Annotated in this window: 14 protein-coding genes; 7 read left to right on the top strand and 7 right to left on the bottom strand. The window is 68.3% G+C overall.

Translation table 11 applies throughout. From position 1 onward, the window contains the following. From QF037_RS35685 to QF037_RS35705, 5 genes are all read left to right on the top strand, one after another. Positions 1 to 1,029, top strand: a complete 1,029-nt coding sequence (locus QF037_RS35685) for a pectinesterase family protein (RefSeq protein WP_307032384.1) — start codon at positions 1 to 3, stop codon at positions 1,027 to 1,029. After that, the gene (locus QF037_RS35690) at positions 1,022 to 2,287 is read left to right on the top strand and encodes a pectate lyase family protein (protein WP_307032386.1); all 1,266 of its coding nucleotides are present in this window, start codon (positions 1,022 to 1,024) and stop codon (positions 2,285 to 2,287) included. The genes QF037_RS35685 and QF037_RS35690 overlap by 8 nt, the downstream gene beginning before the upstream one ends. Continuing rightward, the gene (locus QF037_RS35695) at positions 2,274 to 3,323 is read left to right on the top strand and encodes a dienelactone hydrolase family protein (RefSeq protein ID WP_307032388.1); all 1,050 of its coding nucleotides are present in this window, start codon (positions 2,274 to 2,276) and stop codon (positions 3,321 to 3,323) included. Before QF037_RS35690 ends, QF037_RS35695 begins: the two co-directional genes overlap by 14 nt. Positions 3,324 to 3,368: 45 nt before the next feature. After that, positions 3,369 to 4,481, top strand: a complete 1,113-nt coding sequence (locus QF037_RS35700) for a right-handed parallel beta-helix repeat-containing protein (RefSeq protein ID WP_307032390.1) — start codon at positions 3,369 to 3,371, stop codon at positions 4,479 to 4,481. 76 nt (positions 4,482 to 4,557) lie between these two features. Further along, entirely contained in the window at positions 4,558 to 5,355 is a 798-nt protein-coding gene (locus tag QF037_RS35705) for an HAD family acid phosphatase (protein ID WP_307032392.1), read from the top strand. Here QF037_RS35705 and QF037_RS35710 read toward each other — a convergent pair. Further along, complete coding sequence (locus QF037_RS35710) at positions 5,352 to 7,562, bottom strand: family 43 glycosylhydrolase (RefSeq protein WP_307032393.1); 2,211 nt, start codon at positions 7,560 to 7,562, stop codon at positions 5,352 to 5,354. The genes QF037_RS35705 and QF037_RS35710 overlap by 4 nt on opposite strands. Positions 7,563 to 7,785: 223 nt before the next feature. Between QF037_RS35710 and QF037_RS35715 the strand changes: the two genes are divergently transcribed. Continuing rightward, positions 7,786 to 8,940: a right-handed parallel beta-helix repeat-containing protein gene (locus QF037_RS35715; RefSeq protein WP_307032395.1), complete on the top strand. Its 1,155-nt coding sequence runs from the start codon at positions 7,786 to 7,788 to the stop codon at positions 8,938 to 8,940. A gap of 97 nt (positions 8,941 to 9,037) precedes the next feature. Here the strand turns inward: QF037_RS35715 and QF037_RS35720 are convergent, their stop codons facing one another. From QF037_RS35720 to QF037_RS35735, 4 genes are all read right to left on the bottom strand, one after another. Beyond that, positions 9,038 to 10,720 (bottom strand): rhamnogalacturonan lyase B N-terminal domain-containing protein, encoded by a 1,683-nt coding sequence (locus tag QF037_RS35720; RefSeq protein ID WP_307032397.1) that lies wholly within the window; start codon positions 10,718 to 10,720, stop codon positions 9,038 to 9,040. 31 nt (positions 10,721 to 10,751) lie between these two features. Beyond that, positions 10,752 to 11,582, bottom strand: coding sequence for a pectate lyase (locus QF037_RS35725; protein ID WP_307032399.1), 831 nt, complete (start codon positions 11,580 to 11,582; stop codon positions 10,752 to 10,754). 84 nt (positions 11,583 to 11,666) lie between these two features. Then, positions 11,667 to 12,527 carry a hypothetical protein gene (locus tag QF037_RS35730; protein WP_307032401.1) on the bottom strand — a complete coding sequence of 287 codons (861 nt, stop codon included), beginning with the start codon at positions 12,525 to 12,527 and terminating at the stop codon, positions 11,667 to 11,669. Then, on the bottom strand, positions 12,524 to 13,090 hold the full coding sequence (locus QF037_RS35735) for a SigE family RNA polymerase sigma factor (RefSeq protein ID WP_307032403.1): 567 nt from the start codon (positions 13,088 to 13,090) through the stop codon (positions 12,524 to 12,526). Before QF037_RS35735 ends, QF037_RS35730 begins: the two co-directional genes overlap by 4 nt. Before the next feature lie 236 nt (positions 13,091 to 13,326). Between QF037_RS35735 and QF037_RS35740 the strand changes: the two genes are divergently transcribed. Further along, on the top strand, positions 13,327 to 14,784 hold the full coding sequence (locus QF037_RS35740; protein WP_307032405.1) for an NCS2 family permease: 1,458 nt from the start codon (positions 13,327 to 13,329) through the stop codon (positions 14,782 to 14,784). A 36-nt stretch (positions 14,785 to 14,820) separates the two neighbouring features. Here QF037_RS35740 and QF037_RS35745 read toward each other — a convergent pair whose 3' ends face one another. Together QF037_RS35745 and QF037_RS35750 are read right to left on the bottom strand one after the other, a co-directional pair. Continuing rightward, entirely contained in the window at positions 14,821 to 16,272 is a 1,452-nt protein-coding gene (locus tag QF037_RS35745) for a peptidoglycan D,D-transpeptidase FtsI family protein (RefSeq protein ID WP_307032407.1), read from the bottom strand. A gap of 66 nt (positions 16,273 to 16,338) precedes the next feature. Then, positions 16,339 to 16,824, bottom strand: coding sequence for a GNAT family N-acetyltransferase (locus QF037_RS35750; RefSeq protein WP_307032409.1), 486 nt, complete (start codon positions 16,822 to 16,824; stop codon positions 16,339 to 16,341). Between the last annotated feature and the right edge of the window lie 3 nt (positions 16,825 to 16,827).

Raw genomic sequence — 16,827 nt, forward strand, 5'->3', positions numbered from 1 at the left:
ATGCGCCGACGCACCCTTCTCACCGCCGGTGCGGGCCTGTTCGCCGCAGGGGCCGCCACCCCGGCCTCCGCCACCGGTGCCCGCCGGGTCCTGCACGTCCGCCCCGGCGGCTCCGTCCAGGCGGCCGTGGACGCGGTCGACGGTCCGGGCTGGACGATCGTCGTGCACCCGGGGACGTACCGCGAGTTCGTCGACGTGCCCGCCGACAAAGCCGAGTTGACCCTGCGCGGCGCCTCCCGCGACCCCCGCGACACCGTGATCGTCTACGACAACGCGAACGGCACGCAGAAGCCCGACGGCTCCGGAACGTACGGCACCGCGGGCTCCGCCACCTTCACCTCGGCCGCCCCCGGCCTCACCGTCCGCGACCTGACGCTCGCCAACGACTGGCTGCGCGCCGACCATCCCGACATCACCGGGACCCAGGCGGTCGCCTCCTACACGTACGGCGACCGCACCCACTTCGACAACGTCCGGCTGCTCGCCCACCAGGACACCGTCTTCGTCGAGACGACCGCGCTCACCTCCTTCGACCGGCAGTACTTCCACCGCTGCTACATCGAGGGCGACGTCGACTTCGTCTTCGGCCGGGCCACCGCCGTCTTCGAGGAGTGCCACTTCCACACCCTCCAGCGAGACGTCACCTTCACTCCGAAGGGCATGGTCTTCGCCCCGTCCACCGCCCGCGCCAACCCCCACGGCATCCTCGCCCTGCGCTCCCGCATCACCTCGGGCGCCGAGGAGGCGGCGTACAAGCTGGCCCGGCCCTGGGTCCCGTCGTACGAGACGACCGCCTGGCCGTCCCTCGTCGTGCGGGACACCCGGATCGGACCCGGCATCGACCCCGTCGCGCCCTACACCAACATGCGGGAGGCATACCCCTGGCAGACCATGCGGTTCCGGGAGTACCGCAACTCCGGCCCCGGCGCGGTGATCTCGGTTCCGGAGAACCGGCCTCAACTGACCCGGGACCAGGCCGAGTCGCACACCAAGGCCACGTATCTCGGCGACTGGTGCCCGCGTGCGTAGGGCTGCCGCCGCCCTCCTTGCCTGCGTGTGCCTGGCCTTCGGCTGGGCACCGCAGGCGGCCGCCGCGACCGAGCGCGGTCCCGTCGGCTGGGCCTCCGCCGGCACCGGCACCACCGGCGGGGCGGGCGGCACCGTCTCGACGGTGCACACCCGTGCCGAGCTCAAGGAGGCCCTCGCCAACGCCGGCGATCCCACCGCACCCAAGGTGATCCGGGTCGTCGGCGACATCAACGGCCATGAGGCGGAGGACGGTTCACTGCTCGGCGAACAGGACTACGCGCCCGGATACGACCTCGCCAAGTACATGTCCTGCTTCGGCGAGGACGGCACCACCTGGTCCGACACCCGCCACGACTACTGCAGACAGCAGCGGCAGCTGCGCCAGACCGGGTCGAACAAGGCGAAGGCACAGATCCAGCTGACCGTGCCGAGCAACACGACACTCGTCGGTGCAGGCCGGGAGGCCCGGCTGCTCGGTGTCTTCCTGACGGTCAACACCGGCACGAACATCATCGTGCGCAACCTCCGCCTCGAGGCTCCCGTCGACCACTTCACCAGCTGGTCGCCCGACGACGGCACCCAGGGCAACTGGAACGCCCGCTTCGACGCGATGACCGTCATCACCGGCAAGAACATCTGGGTCGACCACTGCACCTTCACCGACGGCCGCTTCCCGGACCGCGAGGCACCGCTCGGCTTCCACGGCGAGCACGTCCAACGGCACGACGGACTGCTGGACATCGAGGACGGCTCCGACTTCATCACCGTCTCCGACAGCCGGTTCACCGACCACGACAAGGCGCTCCTCATCGGGTCGGGCGACGGACGCGGCGACCGCGACCGGGGGCACCTCAGGATCACCTTCGCCCGGAACCTCTTCACCGACATCATGCAGCGCGGCCCCCGCGTCCGCTTCGGACAGGTGCACGTCGTCAACAACGTCTACCGGGGCCGGGCACCTCTCTACGCGCTGGGCGTGGGCGTGGAGTCGGCGATCTACTCCGAGCGCAACGTCTTCCGATACGACCCGGGCCTCGCCCTGGCCGCCTACGGCGGCGAGCACTTCCACGACACCGGCTCCTGGTCCAACGGCCGCCCGGCCAGGCTCGACGCGGTGGCGAGCGGCCTCGGACTGACCGACGACGTCGGCTGGGACCCGGCCGACGTCTACGACTACCGGCCGCTCAGGTCCCCGGCGGCGGTCGAGCACCACGTCCTGACCCACGCCGGCACGGGGAGACCGTATGGCCACTCCTGACAGCCTGTACCCGGAGTTGAGGAAGGAGCTCACCTTCCCGCTCGCCTGGGGCACGTCGCCGGTCCGGGACTTCAGCGACTGGCGGCTCCTGGCCCGGGCCAAGGTCGAGAAGCACCTCCTGGTGGAGCGGCAGGACGAGACACCGTACGCGCCGGAGTACGGCGTGCCGTCCCGAACCGACTCCTGCACCCGGGAGTTGGTGACGCTCTCCCTCACCCGGTACGAGCGCGTGCGGGGTGCCCTCCTCACCCCGCGCGGCCCCGGCCCCTTCCCCGCCGTGCTCCTCTTCCACGACCACGGGTCCGAGTTCGGCATCGGCAAGGAGAAACTCGTCCGGCCCTGGTACGACGAGACCCGGCTGGCCGCCGCCCAGGCGTGGGCCGACCGGTACTACAGCGGTCGGTTCGTGGGCGACGAACTGGCCCGGCGCGGATATGTCGTGCTGTGCCTGGACGCCCCGGGCTGGGGGGACCGCGGCCCGATCGCCTACGACCAGCAGCAGGCCCTGGCGAGCAACTTCTTCCATCTCGGCTCCTCGCTCGCCGGACTCATGGCCCGCGAGGACGCCCGCGCCGCCGGCTTCCTGGCCGGCCTGAAGCGCGTGCGCCGGGTCGCCGCCCTCGGCTTCTCCATGGGCGCCTACCGCGCCTGGCAGACCGCCGCGCTCAGCCACGACATCGCGGCCACCGCCGCCGTCTGCTGGATGACCGGTCTCAGGGAAATGATGGTGCCCGGCAACAACACGCTGCGCGGGCAGTCGTCGTACTACATGCTCCACCCGGGACTCTCCCGGTTCCTCGACTTCCCCGACGTGGCGAGCATCGCCGCCCCCAGGCCGATGCTCTTCTTCGACGGCGGGCTCGACCCGCTGTTCCCCGCCGACGGCGTCCGAGCCGCGTACGACACGCTGCGCGCCGTCTGGCACTCGTGCCACGCCGAGGAGCGGTTGCGTCTGAAGACCTGGCCCGATCTCGGCCATGTCTTCGTCGACCGCATGCAGGACGAGGTCTTCCACTGGCTCGACCACGTCCTCTGACCCACCGTCCCCCTCCCCATCCGTACGAGAAAAGGACCGCACTCCATGTCTCGTCGTACCGCTCTGATCGCCACGACGGCCCTCGCCCTCGGCACCGCCGTGGCCGTCCTCCCCACCCAGGCCCAGGCCGCGACCGTGGTCGTGGACACCTCGGCCGAGCTGAGCAGCGCCATATCCGGCGCCATCGCCGGCACGGTCATCCAGGTCCGCGGCGGCACCTACTACCCGACGGCCACCCTGCAGTCCACGGCCAACGGCACCTCGTCCTCGCCGGTCCAGCTCACCGCCTACGGCTCGGAGACCGTCAAGATCGACGGCTCGAACCTGCCCGCCGGCGACTGGATCTTCAAGCTGACCGCGGACTACTGGAACGTCTCCAACATCACCTTCCAGAACTCCCCGGACAGCGCCGTCGTCTGCCAGTCCTGCACCGGCACGGTGTGGAACAACATCAAGACCATCAACGGCGGCGACTCCGGCTTCACGCTCACCGGCGACGGGACCGTCAACAACACGGTCAAAAACATCGACTCCTACGGCCACTACGACGCCGCCAACCACGGCGAGAACGCCGACGGCATCGCCGTGAAGTTCGGCTCCGGCACCGGCAACCTGATCACCGGCGCCCGCCTCTACAACAACTCGGACGACGGTCTGGACTTCTGGTCCTTCTCCTCGCCCGTCACCGTCGAGCACACCTGGGCCATGGGCAACGGCGTCAACCGCTGGTCCGACTCGGCCTTCGCGGGCGACGGCAACGGCTACAAGCTGGGCGGCGACGGCGAGGTCGTCGCGCACGTCATCAACAACTCGGCGGCCTGGGGCAACGCCGGCAACGGGTTCACCGAGAACTCCAACAAGGGCGCGATCGTCATCAACCGCACCACCGCCTACGCCAACAGCAAGTGGGGCTACTACTTCGCCACCGGCGCCGCCAAGCTCGGCAAGAACCTCGCCGTCAGCAACAGCGGCGGCTCGGTCAGCAAGGGCTCGTCGGTCACCTCGTCCGGCAACAACTGGGACTCCGGCATCGCGACGCCGGCCTTCATCTCCACGAACGCGTCGACGACGTACAACGCCCGCAGCTCCAGCGGCACCCTGCCGGCCACGACCTTCCTCACCACGGGGTCGACGACCATCGGCGCCACCATGAACTGACCTTCCGGGGTGCTTGACCCGTTTTTTGCCCGGCGGGTCTCGCGCCCACCCGGGTGACGCGCGTAGAACGTTTGTCATGCATAAGCCACTGCGTATCGCGGCGATCGCCGCAGCGTGTGCCGTCACCGGCGCCGCCCTCTACGGCGCCGGTGCGGCCACGGCCGGCCAGTCCACCGCGAACAGCACCCACGAGCCCTACAACATCGGGCTCCTGGTGAAAGACATCGACACCTACTACGGCACCACGCTCGACGCCAACGGCGTCTACCAGGCGTCCACGAGCAGCCAGTACGCCAAGGACCTGGCGAAGCTCGACGCGGCCGCCAGGAAGCAGATCGACAAGTCGGCCCGCAAGGCGCTGAAGAAGGGCGACAAGCCCGCGGTCGTCTTCGACATCGACGACACGCTGCTGCTCAGCCTCGACTACGAGAAGAAGACCAACTACACGTACAACGCCACCACGTGGGCCGACTACGTGAACAAGGCCGACCGCCCGGCCGTCTTCGGCAGCCCCGAGCTGGTCCGGTACGCCGAGTCCAAGGGCGTCGAGGTCTTCTACAACTCGGGTCTGTCCGACGCGCAGCGCTCCGCGGCCGTCGAGAACCTGAAGAAGATCGGCGCCGATGTGAACCTCGACGCCGACCACGTGTTCCTCAAGGACAAGGCCAACCCGCCGTCCTACCTCAGCGCCTGCGCCACGCCGGGCACCTGGACCTGCACGACCGTGCAGTACAAGTCCGGCACCCGCAAGCACATCGAGCAGGACCTCGGGTACGACATCGTCGCCAACTTCGGTGACCAGTACTCCGACCTGGACGGCGGCTACGCCGACAGGACGTACAAGCTCCCGAACCCGACGTACTTCGTCAGCTAGTTCTTCCTGACCGGCTTGATCCCCTCCAGGGTCGGCACCACCGGCAGAATCGATCCGTCGGCCGCGAACTCCATGCGGTCGACGGTCGTCTCCCGGTGCATGCCGTCCCCGCCCGCCTTGCCCGGCCCGTTCAGGGCGAACCGGTGGTAGACGATGTACCAGTCGTCGGTGCCGGGCGTGTTCACCACGGAGTGATGGCCGGTGGCGAGGATGCCGTACTCGGGACGCTTGGACAGGATCGTCCCCTTCTTGGTCCACGGGCCGAGCGGGGACGGTCCCGTCGCGTAGGCGACGTGGTAGTTCTCGCTGCGGGTGTCGTCCTCGGACCACATGAAGTAGTACGTGCCCTTCCGCTTGATCACGAAGGATCCCTCGCGGAAGTTGTCCGGGGTGATGTCCTTGACCTCCGTCGGGTCGTACGAGGTCATGTCGTCGTTCAGCGGCACGACGTATCCGTGGCCGTTGCCCCAGTAGAGATACGACGTCCCGTCGTCGTCCGTGTACACGGCGGGGTCGATCATCTGGCCCTGGAACGATCCGCCCTTGGCCACCAGCGGCTTGCCCAGCGCGTCCTTGAACGGGCCGGCGGGGGAGTCGGCCACCGCCACGCCGATCTGCTGCTCGGCACAGAAGTAGAAGTAGTACCTGCCGTCCCGCTCGGCGATGGCCGGTGCCCAGGCGTACTTGTCCGCCCAGGTGACGTCCGGACCGAGGTCCAGGATGACGCCGTGGTCCTTCCAGTGGACCAGGTCCTTGGACGAGTACGCCTTGAAGCGGGTGCCGCCCCAGCCCTGGAAGCCGTCCGTCGTCGGATAGATCCAGTACTCGCCGTTCAGATAGTGCACATCCGGGTCGGCGTTGAGCCCGGGCAGGACGGGACTCCCGGTCCGTACCGCCTCCACCGTCCAGGTGCGCCTGGTGCCGTCGGCGGCCGTCACGGTGTACGTCTGCGGCTTGCGGAAGTCGCGGCGGGTACCGGACCGGGGGCTGGCGGTGGCACCTGCACCGATCGCGAGCTTCGGTGCCAGGCGCGCGAGGTCCGCGTCCGGCCGCATCGGCAGCACGACCTTCGAGGCGGCCTCCGTGACGATGGCGTACCCCTTCTGGTCCTTCGCCGTCACGTCGACGACCGAGGTGGGGGTCGACGGGTAGGCCGCCAGCAGCCGGTCGTACTCGTCCTGCGTCACCGGAAGTACCGTTCCGTGCCGGGGACTTGCCGGGAGCTGGTAGTCCGTCGACGGCGTCCACCGGCCCGAGTCGAGGTCGGTCGTCTCGAAGGGGACGTACCCGCGACCGCCGTACTCGTCGATGAAGAGGTACCACTTCTCCTCGGTGTTCGACTTGAACACCGTCGGCCCCTCGCCGCGCGACATCGCGCCACTGCCGACACAGTCCGCGACGAAGTCGTACGTCGTCGAGGTCAGGGAGGTCGACTTCTCCGCGGTGATGAACTTCGAGCAGGGGCTGGAGGAGCTGGGGTCCCGCTCGTCCTTGGTGTAGCGGTAGTAGGTGTCCTTGTGCTTCACCACCGTCGAGTCGATGACCGAGTAACCCGGGTCGTCCCAGACCTTCGGCTCGCTGAAGGTGCGGAAGTCCTTCGTGGTCGCGTACAGCATCTTGTTGTACGTCGATCCCGTGTGGTCGGGGTCGTCGTCGGCGTACAGCTTCGACGCCCAGAAGACGACGTACTCGCCGAGGGCGTCGTCCCAGTAGGCCTCCGGCGCCCAGGTGTTGCCCGCGGAGTCGGGGGAGACCTTCACCAGGCGCTGGTCGGTCCAGTGGACCAGGTCGGTGGACTCCCAGACCATGATCGACTTGCTGCCGTGCCGCTGGACGTGGTCCCAACTGCCACTGCTGTTGCGGTACATGCGCAGGTCGGTGGCGATCAGATAGAACTTGTCGCCCTTGGGGGAGCGGATCACGAACGGGTCGCGCAGCCCCTTCTCGCCGGTCGTCGAGGTCAGGACCGGCTTTCCGGCGTTCAGCTCACGCCAGTGCAGCGGGTCGTTGCCACGGCTGAGGGCATAGCGGATCTGCTCGCCGTCGGCGGTGCCCTCGCCGGTGAAGTAGGTGAAGAGATATCCGGCGTACTTGGGCTTGTTCACGGGTGGAGCTCCGGAGTTGGCGGTACTGGGCGGGGCCGACAGCAGGCCGAGCAGAAGGGCGAGGAGGGGGAGCAGGAGCGTGCGAGCGGTGCGGGGGCGCATGACACATCCTGTGTGAGTGTGGGGGTTTGTGTTCGATCGGAGTGTCATCGGTGGGGCGGGACGCGTCAATCGGTGTGCGGGGGATGGGCGACACCGAAACTTTCGATCGATCTTCACGCTCCGCGGCAACTTTTACGGGCGCGGCGGCGACCTGGATGCAGAAACGGGCCGGGGCGGCCCCTCCGGCCCGTTTCGCCTCCATCGCCTAGGAAAGGAACGCCCCGTGCGTCAGAGCACCGGACGCCACCGCAGGACCCGAACGCTCTCCGTCGCCGCGGCGGTGGCCGTCGCCGCGGGGGCGGGCGGCGTCTACCTCGGCCTGTCGAACGGCGACGCCGAGGCCGCTTCGTCGACGGTCACCGTGACCACCACCGCACAGCTCGAAGCAGCCGTGAAGAGCGCCGCCGCGGGCACCACCATCCAGCTCCGCGCCGGCACGTACTACCCGACGGCCACCCTCAAGTCGACCGCGAACGGGACGAGTTCGGCGCGGATCACACTCCAGGCGTACGGCAGCGAGAAGGTCAAGGTCGACGGCTCCAAGCTGGCCGACGGGTCCTGGCTGGCCGGGATCTACGGCGACTACTGGACCGTGCAGAACCTGACCTTCCAGAACTCCCCGGCCCAGGGCTTCGTCGTGACCTCGTCCGTGGGCGGCGTCTTCAAGAACCTCGTCACCGCGAACAACGGCGACTCCGGGTTCACGCTGCGCGGCGACGGCACGACGAACAACCTCGTGCAGAACCTGGACAGTCACGGCAACTACGACCCGGCCGGGCACGGGCAGAACGCCGACGGCATCGCGGTCAAGTTCGGCTCCGGCACCGGCAACAGGATCACCGGAGCCCGTCTCTACAACAACTCGGATGACGGTCTCGACCTCTGGCAGTTCTCCTCCCCCGTCACCATCGAGCACTCCTGGGCCTTCGGCAACGGCAAGAACCGCTGGAACGACTCGGCCTTCGAGGGCAACGGCAACGGCTACAAGCTGGGCGGCGGGGGTGTCACGGTCGCGCACGTCGTCAACAACAACGCGGCCTGGGACAACACGCTGAACGGGTTCACCGAGAACTCCAACCCGGGCGCGATCGTCCTGAACCGCAACACGGCGTACGCCAACGCCGAGGCGGGCTTCTACTTCGCCACGGGCAAGGCCCGCCTGGCGCGGAACCTGGCCGTGGGCAACAAGGGCGGCCTGTCCAAGCTGGGCTCGTCGACGGTGTCCGCCGCGAACAACTGGGACGGCGGGGTCTCGACGCCGTCCTTCAAGTCCACGGACGCCACAACGGCGTACAGCGCGCGGAAGTCGGACGGTTCGCTCCAGGCCACCACCTTCCTCACCACCGGCTCGACCGCCATCGGTTCGACGATGAACTGACCGCGGGAAACGGAACGCCCCGCCTGTCGTCACAGGCGGGGCGTTCTCTGTGCCGGCCGAGGGGGGCTCGGGCCGGCTACTGCTGACCGAGGGGGGCTCAGGTCAGCAGGTCCATGCAGTCGAACGACGTGCCCGGGCTGAGATAGGCCGTGCCCGTCGAACCACTGACGATCTCGAGCTTCAGGACGTTGTCCTGGGAGGTGTCCGTCTGCCACGCACTATTAGGGACGTTGAAGGTGAACGAATGGTTGTTCCCCCGGTATGAACCTGTGGTGAGAGAGCGGGTGTTGGGCTGAGCGGGGGCCGTGGGGACGGCCGAAACCCAGTCGTTCACGGTGACGCGCGGACGGCCGTTGAGGAAGGCGTCAGTGACACCGACCCTGAGAGTGTGCGCGGACGCGGCTTGTGCCTTGGTCAACTTGAAGTAGACCAGGATGCCGTCGTTGACGTCCTTCCAGATGTACGCGGGGAAGGACGCCGCCTCACTGCCGCCGCCGATCGTGACGTTGCCGGTCCACTTGGCCGCGCGGGCGTCGGACGGGTGCGCGTACGTCATCAGCTCGGCGTTCTTGAACTCCCCGGGCGTGCCGTCCCAGTCGCCGAGCCGCCAGATCGCCGAAGCGGTCGACGGGTCGCCCGTGACGGTCAGGCTGTTCAGGGCCGTCGTACCGCCCGCCGTGACCTTCACCGACGCGGTGTGCACGGCGAGTTCGCCCTTGTATACGGTCAGCGTGTACGTCCCCGGCAGCATCCCCTTGCAGGAGAACCCGCCCGTGCCCGCCGCGGCCTTCGCCCAGTACTGGGCGTCCGCGTTGGCGAAGCCCACGGTGTACGGGTACCTGGCGTCCATCCCCTTCAGCCCGACGCCCGCCACCTTGCCGCGGCCGGCCGCGCCGACCCAGCCGGTGATGCCGAGGCCGTCCACCCAGGAGGTGTCGAGCCTGGCGTGGAAGAGGGACGACGGGGGTGTACCGCCGTCGGTGAAGGCCAGCACGTACGGGCCCTGGAGGCCGAAGCGCTGGGGCTCCGTCTGGGCCTGGTTGTAGTGCAGGATCTCGTAGAGCCCGGCGCCCAGGTCGTTGGAGTGGCGCAGCAGCGAGCGGTAGAAGGGGCCGCCCGAGGCCTTCTCGTGGTTGGAGCGCACCAGGTACAGACCGACCGAGCCGGTGGTGAAGCCGACGTGGTCGTAGTCGATGACGCGCTTGCCCGAGTAGTGCTTGGAGTGGGTCGTGCCGTCGCCGCGCTTCCAGACGTCACCGGCCTCGATGACCTTGTCGGAGGCCTCGATCCAGGAGTCCGAGCCCTCGTTGGGGAACATCCCGGGCTTGAGGCGGACGAGGTAGCGGGTCGCGGTGAAGGAGGCGTCCGCCTTGTTCGTCCAGGCGTAGACGTTGTTCTGGCCGCTGCGGGCCGCGTACCACTGGGTGATCGCACCGTGGGCGACCTTCACCAGGATCGTCGACCCGGACCGCTTGATCGTCACGGTGGAGGCGCCGAGGCCGGACTCGACGTGCGAGTGCTTGCCGCCGTAGCCCTCGTACTCCTTGCCCTTGTAGGCGAGGGAGGTGATGTCGCCCGTCGACTTGGAGACCTTGAACACGAGCGAGGCACCGGTGTCGATGACGTAGTTCTTGCCGTCGTCCTGGTAGCCGAAGGCCGCGGCGGACGCCGACGACAGCAGTCCGGTGCCGCCCGCGACGGCGGCGCCGGTGGCGGCGACGCCGATCGCGGATGCCCCGAGCACGCGGCGGCGTGTGAGGTGTCTCTTGTGCGTGCTCAAGGGGATCGCTCCGTCATGCTTGAAGGTTCACTCACTCGTACGAAATGTCAGAGGAAGAGAATTTGCAGAAGGTTCCGTCGGCACCGGTACCGATCTGGGTCGGTTCGGCGCCCGTGTTGTTGCCCTTGAAGCGGACACAGGTCTTGATCTTCTTGCCGCTGTCGCCGTGGATACGGACCTTGCGCAGCGCGGCGGTGTCGCCGTAGTTCGTGTTGATGCCCACGATCGCGTTCATCGGCGCGGTCACGTCCACGTCGTTGAGGATGATCGTGCGCTTGTACTGCGTGGAGCAGTTGCCGCAACTGCGCACCAGCTTGCCGGAGTTCTCGACCTGGAACTTGGAGACGACCAGCTTGCCGGCCCCGTTGAACTGCAGGACCTTGTCCGAGCCGTTCTTCGCGCCGCCGCCGTAGACCGTGTACACGGACGAGGAGGACTTGCCCTTGAAGGTCGCCGCGTCCTCGCCGACATCCGTCCACCACACGTTCTGCAGCGTGCAGCTGCCCAGGCAGTGGACGCCGTCCGCGGCCGGGGTGCCGATGATCACGTTCTTCAGGACGGCACCGTCCGCCAGCTGGAAGACCGGGTCCTGGCCCTCGTCCTGACTGTCGCCGCCGAGGGCGCCGCTGCCGTAGAACTGCTTGTAGCCGCCGTTGTAGGTGCCCGTGACCTTGATGGTGCTGCTCACGGCCTGCTTGCCGGTGGCGGTCGGCCAGGAGGACGCGGCGCTCGCGGAGGACAGCATCGTCGTCGTGACGATCGCCGCACCCGTGAGACCGAGAGCCGAGGCTCCGGCGATCACCGCCCGGCGCTTGGAGGCCTGGCGGCGGTGGCGGACGCGCTGTTCAGCTCGTGCAGTCATGCCCATTCCTCGCGTGGGAGAGGATCCTTACGGCTCCTGGTCGCCACGGGTGAAGGAAAGGGTTGCCGGGTCTGCGGATTTTCTTTACGAATCCCCGTCGGAGGACGCGTCGTCGCCCGAGCGGGAGGCGAAGTCGCCCTTCACCGCGAGCCGTTCGCCGCCCGCGGTGCCGGTCGCGGTGTACCGGTCGTCGGCCGCGTCGCGGCCGCCGCGCTCATGGTCGTACTGCCCCGCGAACACCCACTCGCCCTTGGCGACCTTGCGGCCCTCCTTGAGCGTCCAGGTGTAGACGAGGAAGCCGTCCTTCTCCTCGGTCGTCAGCGTGAAGTCGTCCTCGGGCAGCGAGCGCCAGGCGCCGGTCGAGGTGATGCCGCCGGTCTGCGCGACCTTCAACTGCACGGTGAGCGCGGTCAGTTCCTCGGAGGTCTTCAGGGTGATGTTGCTCTGCGCCCAGAAGTCGTTGCTGTGCGGGTCGACCGAGCCGTCCGACCAGAGGGGGCCGTCCTCCTCGCCGGCGGCGGTGACCGGGGGCTGGGCGGTGGGGGTCGCGGAGGGCTGCTGCCGCGTGGGGGTGCCGTTGGGCTTCCTGGTCTCCTGGGCCTCGCCCGGCGACGGGTCGGCGGGTTCGACCGGCGCCCGGCTCGTCGCGTCCGGCGACGGCTCGGGGGTCGCCGTGGTCGCCACGGTCTGCTGCGGGGCGTCGTCCTTCACCGCCGAGGCCACCGCGTAGCCGCCGACGCCGAGCACACACGCGACCGCGGCCGTGGCGCTGACCACCCGCACCCAGCCGAACACCGGCGGACGGGTCGCCCGGTGGTCCGAGCGGACCTCCTCGGCCATGCCGCGCTCGATCCGCGCCAGGATGCGCGCGCGATCGGGCTCGTGCTGTCCGGCCGCCTCGTGCAGCCGGGCGCGCAGCTCGTCGTGCACGTCCTGCTGCCTCATCGGTTCCGTCCTCCGGTCTCGCCGCCGCGCGCCATCGCCGCGTGCATCCTCTGCGGTACGCCCTGGGAGCCGAGCAGTCGCTGCAGTTCCGCCATGCCCTTGGACGTCTGGGACTTAACCGTACCCACGGAAACACCGAGGGCGAGAGCGGTGTCCTTCTCCGACAGGTCGAACGCGTGCCGCAGGACCACGCACGCCCGTTTGCGGAACGGCAGTCTGCGCAGCGCCCCTTGGACGTCCACGACACCCGCTATGTCCGGGTTCTCGGTCTTCTCCTCGCGCTGCGACCAGAACAGGGCGATCCGTCGGCGCTCACGGACCGCGCTGCGGATGCGGGTGCGGGCCAGATTGGCGACGACACCGCGGGCGTACGCTGCCGGATGGTCGGCCGCTCGCACCCGGTCCCAGCGGTTCCAGAGCGCGAGCAGCGCGTCCGCCGCGAGATCGTCGGCTGCGTCCGACTCGCCGGTCAGCAGATGGGCGAGACGGGACAGTTCGGCGTAGTGACGCTCGAAGAAGGCATGGAACTCCACGGAGGCTGCGTCGTCGACGACCGTGCCCACGGGCGAAACCTCCCTGTGTCTGTCATGTGAATGACATGTGATCATCCGGAGGTGGCCCGGACGAGATCCGGAAGCGTAGCAGTGATCAACCTCGTGGTTCGTACAGGGCTTCGAACGCAGTCTGGCCCACCGGACCTCGTTTCCGTAACACGTTGAAAACCTGAAACGCGTTCAACACGGGAACAATCCAGCCAGCATCCGCGCACAGATCAATCAGGCAACAAGGAGCAACAGCCATGTCCGACACGCAGAAGGTGGCCGACCGGCCGAGCGGCCCGCCATCAGCGGCGAACGGCGTCGACCGGTACTTCAAGATCTCCGAGCGGGGATCCACCTTCGCCCGCGAGATACGCGGCGGCTTCGCCACATTCTTCACGATGGCCTACATCCTTGTCCTGAATCCCATCATCCTGGGCAGCGCCAAGGACAAGTTCGGCGACACTCTCGACCCGGTCCAACTCACCACCGCCACCGCCCTGGTGGCCGCGGTGATGACGATCATCATGGGCGTCGGCGGAAACCTGCCCCTCGCGCTCGCCGCGGGCCTCGGATTGAATGCAGTCGTCGCCTTCCAGATCGCCCCGCTGATGAGCTGGGACGACGCGATGGGCCTTGTCGTCCTCGAAGGCCTGCTGATCTGCGTCCTGGTGGTGACCGGTCTGCGCGAGGCCGTCATGCACGCCATCCCGCAGCCGCTCAAGCAGGCGATCAGCGTCGGCATCGGTCTGTTCATCGCCTTCATCGGCTTCGTCGACGCCGGCTTCGTCAGCCGGATCCCCGACGCCGCGAACACCACCGTGCCGGTCCAGCTCGGCGGCACCGGCACCCTCTCCGGATGGCCGATTCTCGTCTTCTGCCTCGGCGTGCTGCTGACGATCGGACTGCTCGCCCGCAAGGTCAAGGGCGCCATCCTGATCAGCATCGTGACCATGACGATCATCGCGATGATCATCAACTCGGCGGCCGACATCAAGAGCTGGGGCCTGACCACGCCCGCCTGGCCCGACAAGCTCGTCGACACCCCGGACTTCGGGCTGATCGGTCACTTCAGCCTCTTCGGGGCGTTCAGCGCCGCCGACGTCAGTGTCATCACCGTCGTCCTGCTGATCTTCACGCTGATCCTGTCCGACTTCTTCGACACCATGGGCACGGTCGTCGGCATCAGCGCGGAGGCGGGCCTCCTCGACGAGCAGGGCAAGGTCCCGAACCTCGGCCGGGTGCTGCTCATCGACGGTGCGGCGGCGGTCGCGGGCGGCGCGGCGTCGTCGTCCTCCGCCACGTCGTACATCGAGTCGGCGGCGGGTGTCGGCGAGGGGTCGCGCACCGGCTTCTCGAACCTGATCACCGGTGGCCTCTTCGGCCTCGCCCTGTTCCTGGGCCCGCTGCTCACCATCGTCCCGCTCCAGGCGGCCGCCCCCGCGCTGGTCGCCGTCGGCTTCCTGATGATGACCCAGGTCAAGCACATCGACTGGGAGAAGTACGAGATCGCCATCCCGGCGTTCCTCACCATCGCCGTGATGCCGTTCACGTACTCGATCACCAACGGCATCGGTGCGGGTTTTCTCGCCTACGTCGTGATCAAGACGGTTCTCGGTAAGGCGAAGGAGATCCACTGGCTGTTGTGGGGGACGTCGGTGCTGTTCCTGATCTACTTCGCGATCGACCCGATCGAGCAGATCCTCGGCGCGAAGTGACGTGAGGGGTGGCCCTTGCCAGGGCCACCCCTTCCGCTAGTTCTTGAGCGCCGCTTCCATCATCGCCTTGGCCACCGGAGCCGCCAGCCCGTTGCCGCTGACCTCCGAGCGCTCCGCGTTCGACTGCTCCACCAGGACCGCGACGGCGACCTCCTTGCCGTCGGCCTTGCCGTACGAGGTGAACCAGGCGTACGGCGACTTGCTGTTGTTCTCGCCGCGCTGCGCGGTACCCGTCTTGCCGCCGACGGTCGCACCGGCGATCTGCGCGTTGGTGCCGGTGCCGTCCTTGACGACCGTCTGCATCGCGGACTGGAGCTGCTCGGCGGTCTCGGAGCTGAGGACCTCGGTCGTCGACGCCGCGTCGTCGTAGTTCTCCAGCGCATCGCCGCCGTTGTCCGTGATCTGCGACACCATGTGCGGCGAGACCAGCTTGCCGCCGTTGGAGATGGCCGCGGACACCATGGCCATCTGGAGCGGCGTCGCGGTGACATCGAACTGGCCGATGCCCGTGAGGGCCGTCGACGAGTCGTTCATGTCCGACGGGTAGACGCTGGTGTACGCCCGCACGGGCACGTCCTGCGACTCGTCGTTGAAGCCGAACTTCTCCGCCATCGCCCGCAGCTTGTCCTGGCCGAGATTGAACGCCATCTTCGCGAACACGTTGTTGCACGAGTACTGGAGCGCGGTGCGGATCGAGGCGTTCTCGCAGGGCGCGGACTTGTTCTCGTTCTCCAGATCGGTCACCGTGCCCGGCAGCCGGTACGGGTCCGGGCTGTCGGTCTTCTCGTCCACCGACGAGTACAGACCGTCCTCCAGCGCGGCCGCCGCCACGACCAGCTTGAACGTCGAACCCGGCGCCACCGGCTGCCGCAGCGCGCGGTTGGTCAGCGGCTTGTCGGAGTCCGTGGTGAGCTTCTTCCAGGCCGAACCGGCCGTGTTGGCGTCGGTCAGCGAGGACGGGTCGTACGACGGGGTCGACACGACGGCCAGGATCTTGCCGGTCGCCGGATCGATCGCGACGGCCGCGCCCTGCTTGTCGCCGAGCGCCTCATAGGCCGCCTTCTGCACGTCCGGGTCGATCGTGGTGACCACGTTGCCGGGCTCGGCGCGCTGGTTGGTCACCGTGTCCATGACGGACTTCAGCCGGCTGTCCGAGCCGTTGAGAAGGTCGGTGTAGATGCCTTCCAGCTGGGTCGGGGCGTAGGCCTGCGAGGCGTAGCCCGTCACCGCGGCGTACAGCTCACCGTCCTTGTAGGTGCGCTTGTATCTGAGGTCGCTGCCCTTCGTCTGCGCGGAACCGGTGATCGACTCACCGGCCACGATGATGTTCCCGAGCGGCGACGAGTACGTCTCGATCGCATTCCGCCGGTTGTCGTTGTCGTCCGCGAGCGCCTGGCCGTCGTAGAACTGCACCCAGGTCGCCCGCACCAGCAGAGCGAACACCAGCAGCAGCGCGAAGACCGAGGCGCGCCTGATCGTCTTGTTCATCCCGCTCAGGTAGACGAGCAGAGCACCGCGAATCGTTCCCGTGCGTCCGCGTTTCTCATGGGACGTTCATACGCGGCGCCGTCGGCCGTCCAGCGTCAGGACGACCTCGTCGATCTCCTCGCCGCGGGCGTTCGCGTACCCCCGCGCATGGGCCGTCAGCCGGAACCCGCACTTCGCCAGCACGCGCCGGGAACCGGCATTGTCGGCGGCGGCGCGGGCGTACAGCGGGCGCTCGGGCACCTGGGTCACCAGCTCGCGCAGGGCCGCCGTGGCGATGCCGCGGCCCCAGTACGCGCGGTCGATCCAGTACGTCACCTCGCGCTCGTTCGGTTCGCCGTACACCGACGCGCTGCCCACCACGTCCCCGTCCGCCAGGACCGTGCGATGTACGGCGTCGGAGGCCCGGATGCGTTTCCAGTGGGCGTCGAAGGCGTCCCGGTCGGTCGGGTCCTTCGAGGTGAAGGCCGCCATGTGCAGGGCTTCGGGATCGTTCATCTGCCGGAAGAACACCGGCAGATCGCTGTCGTGGACCTCTCGGAGCGTGATCTGCATGCC

This window comes from Streptomyces canus (genome assembly GCF_030815415.1).
Lineage (GTDB): Bacteria > Actinomycetota > Actinomycetes > Streptomycetales > Streptomycetaceae > Streptomyces > Streptomyces canus_F.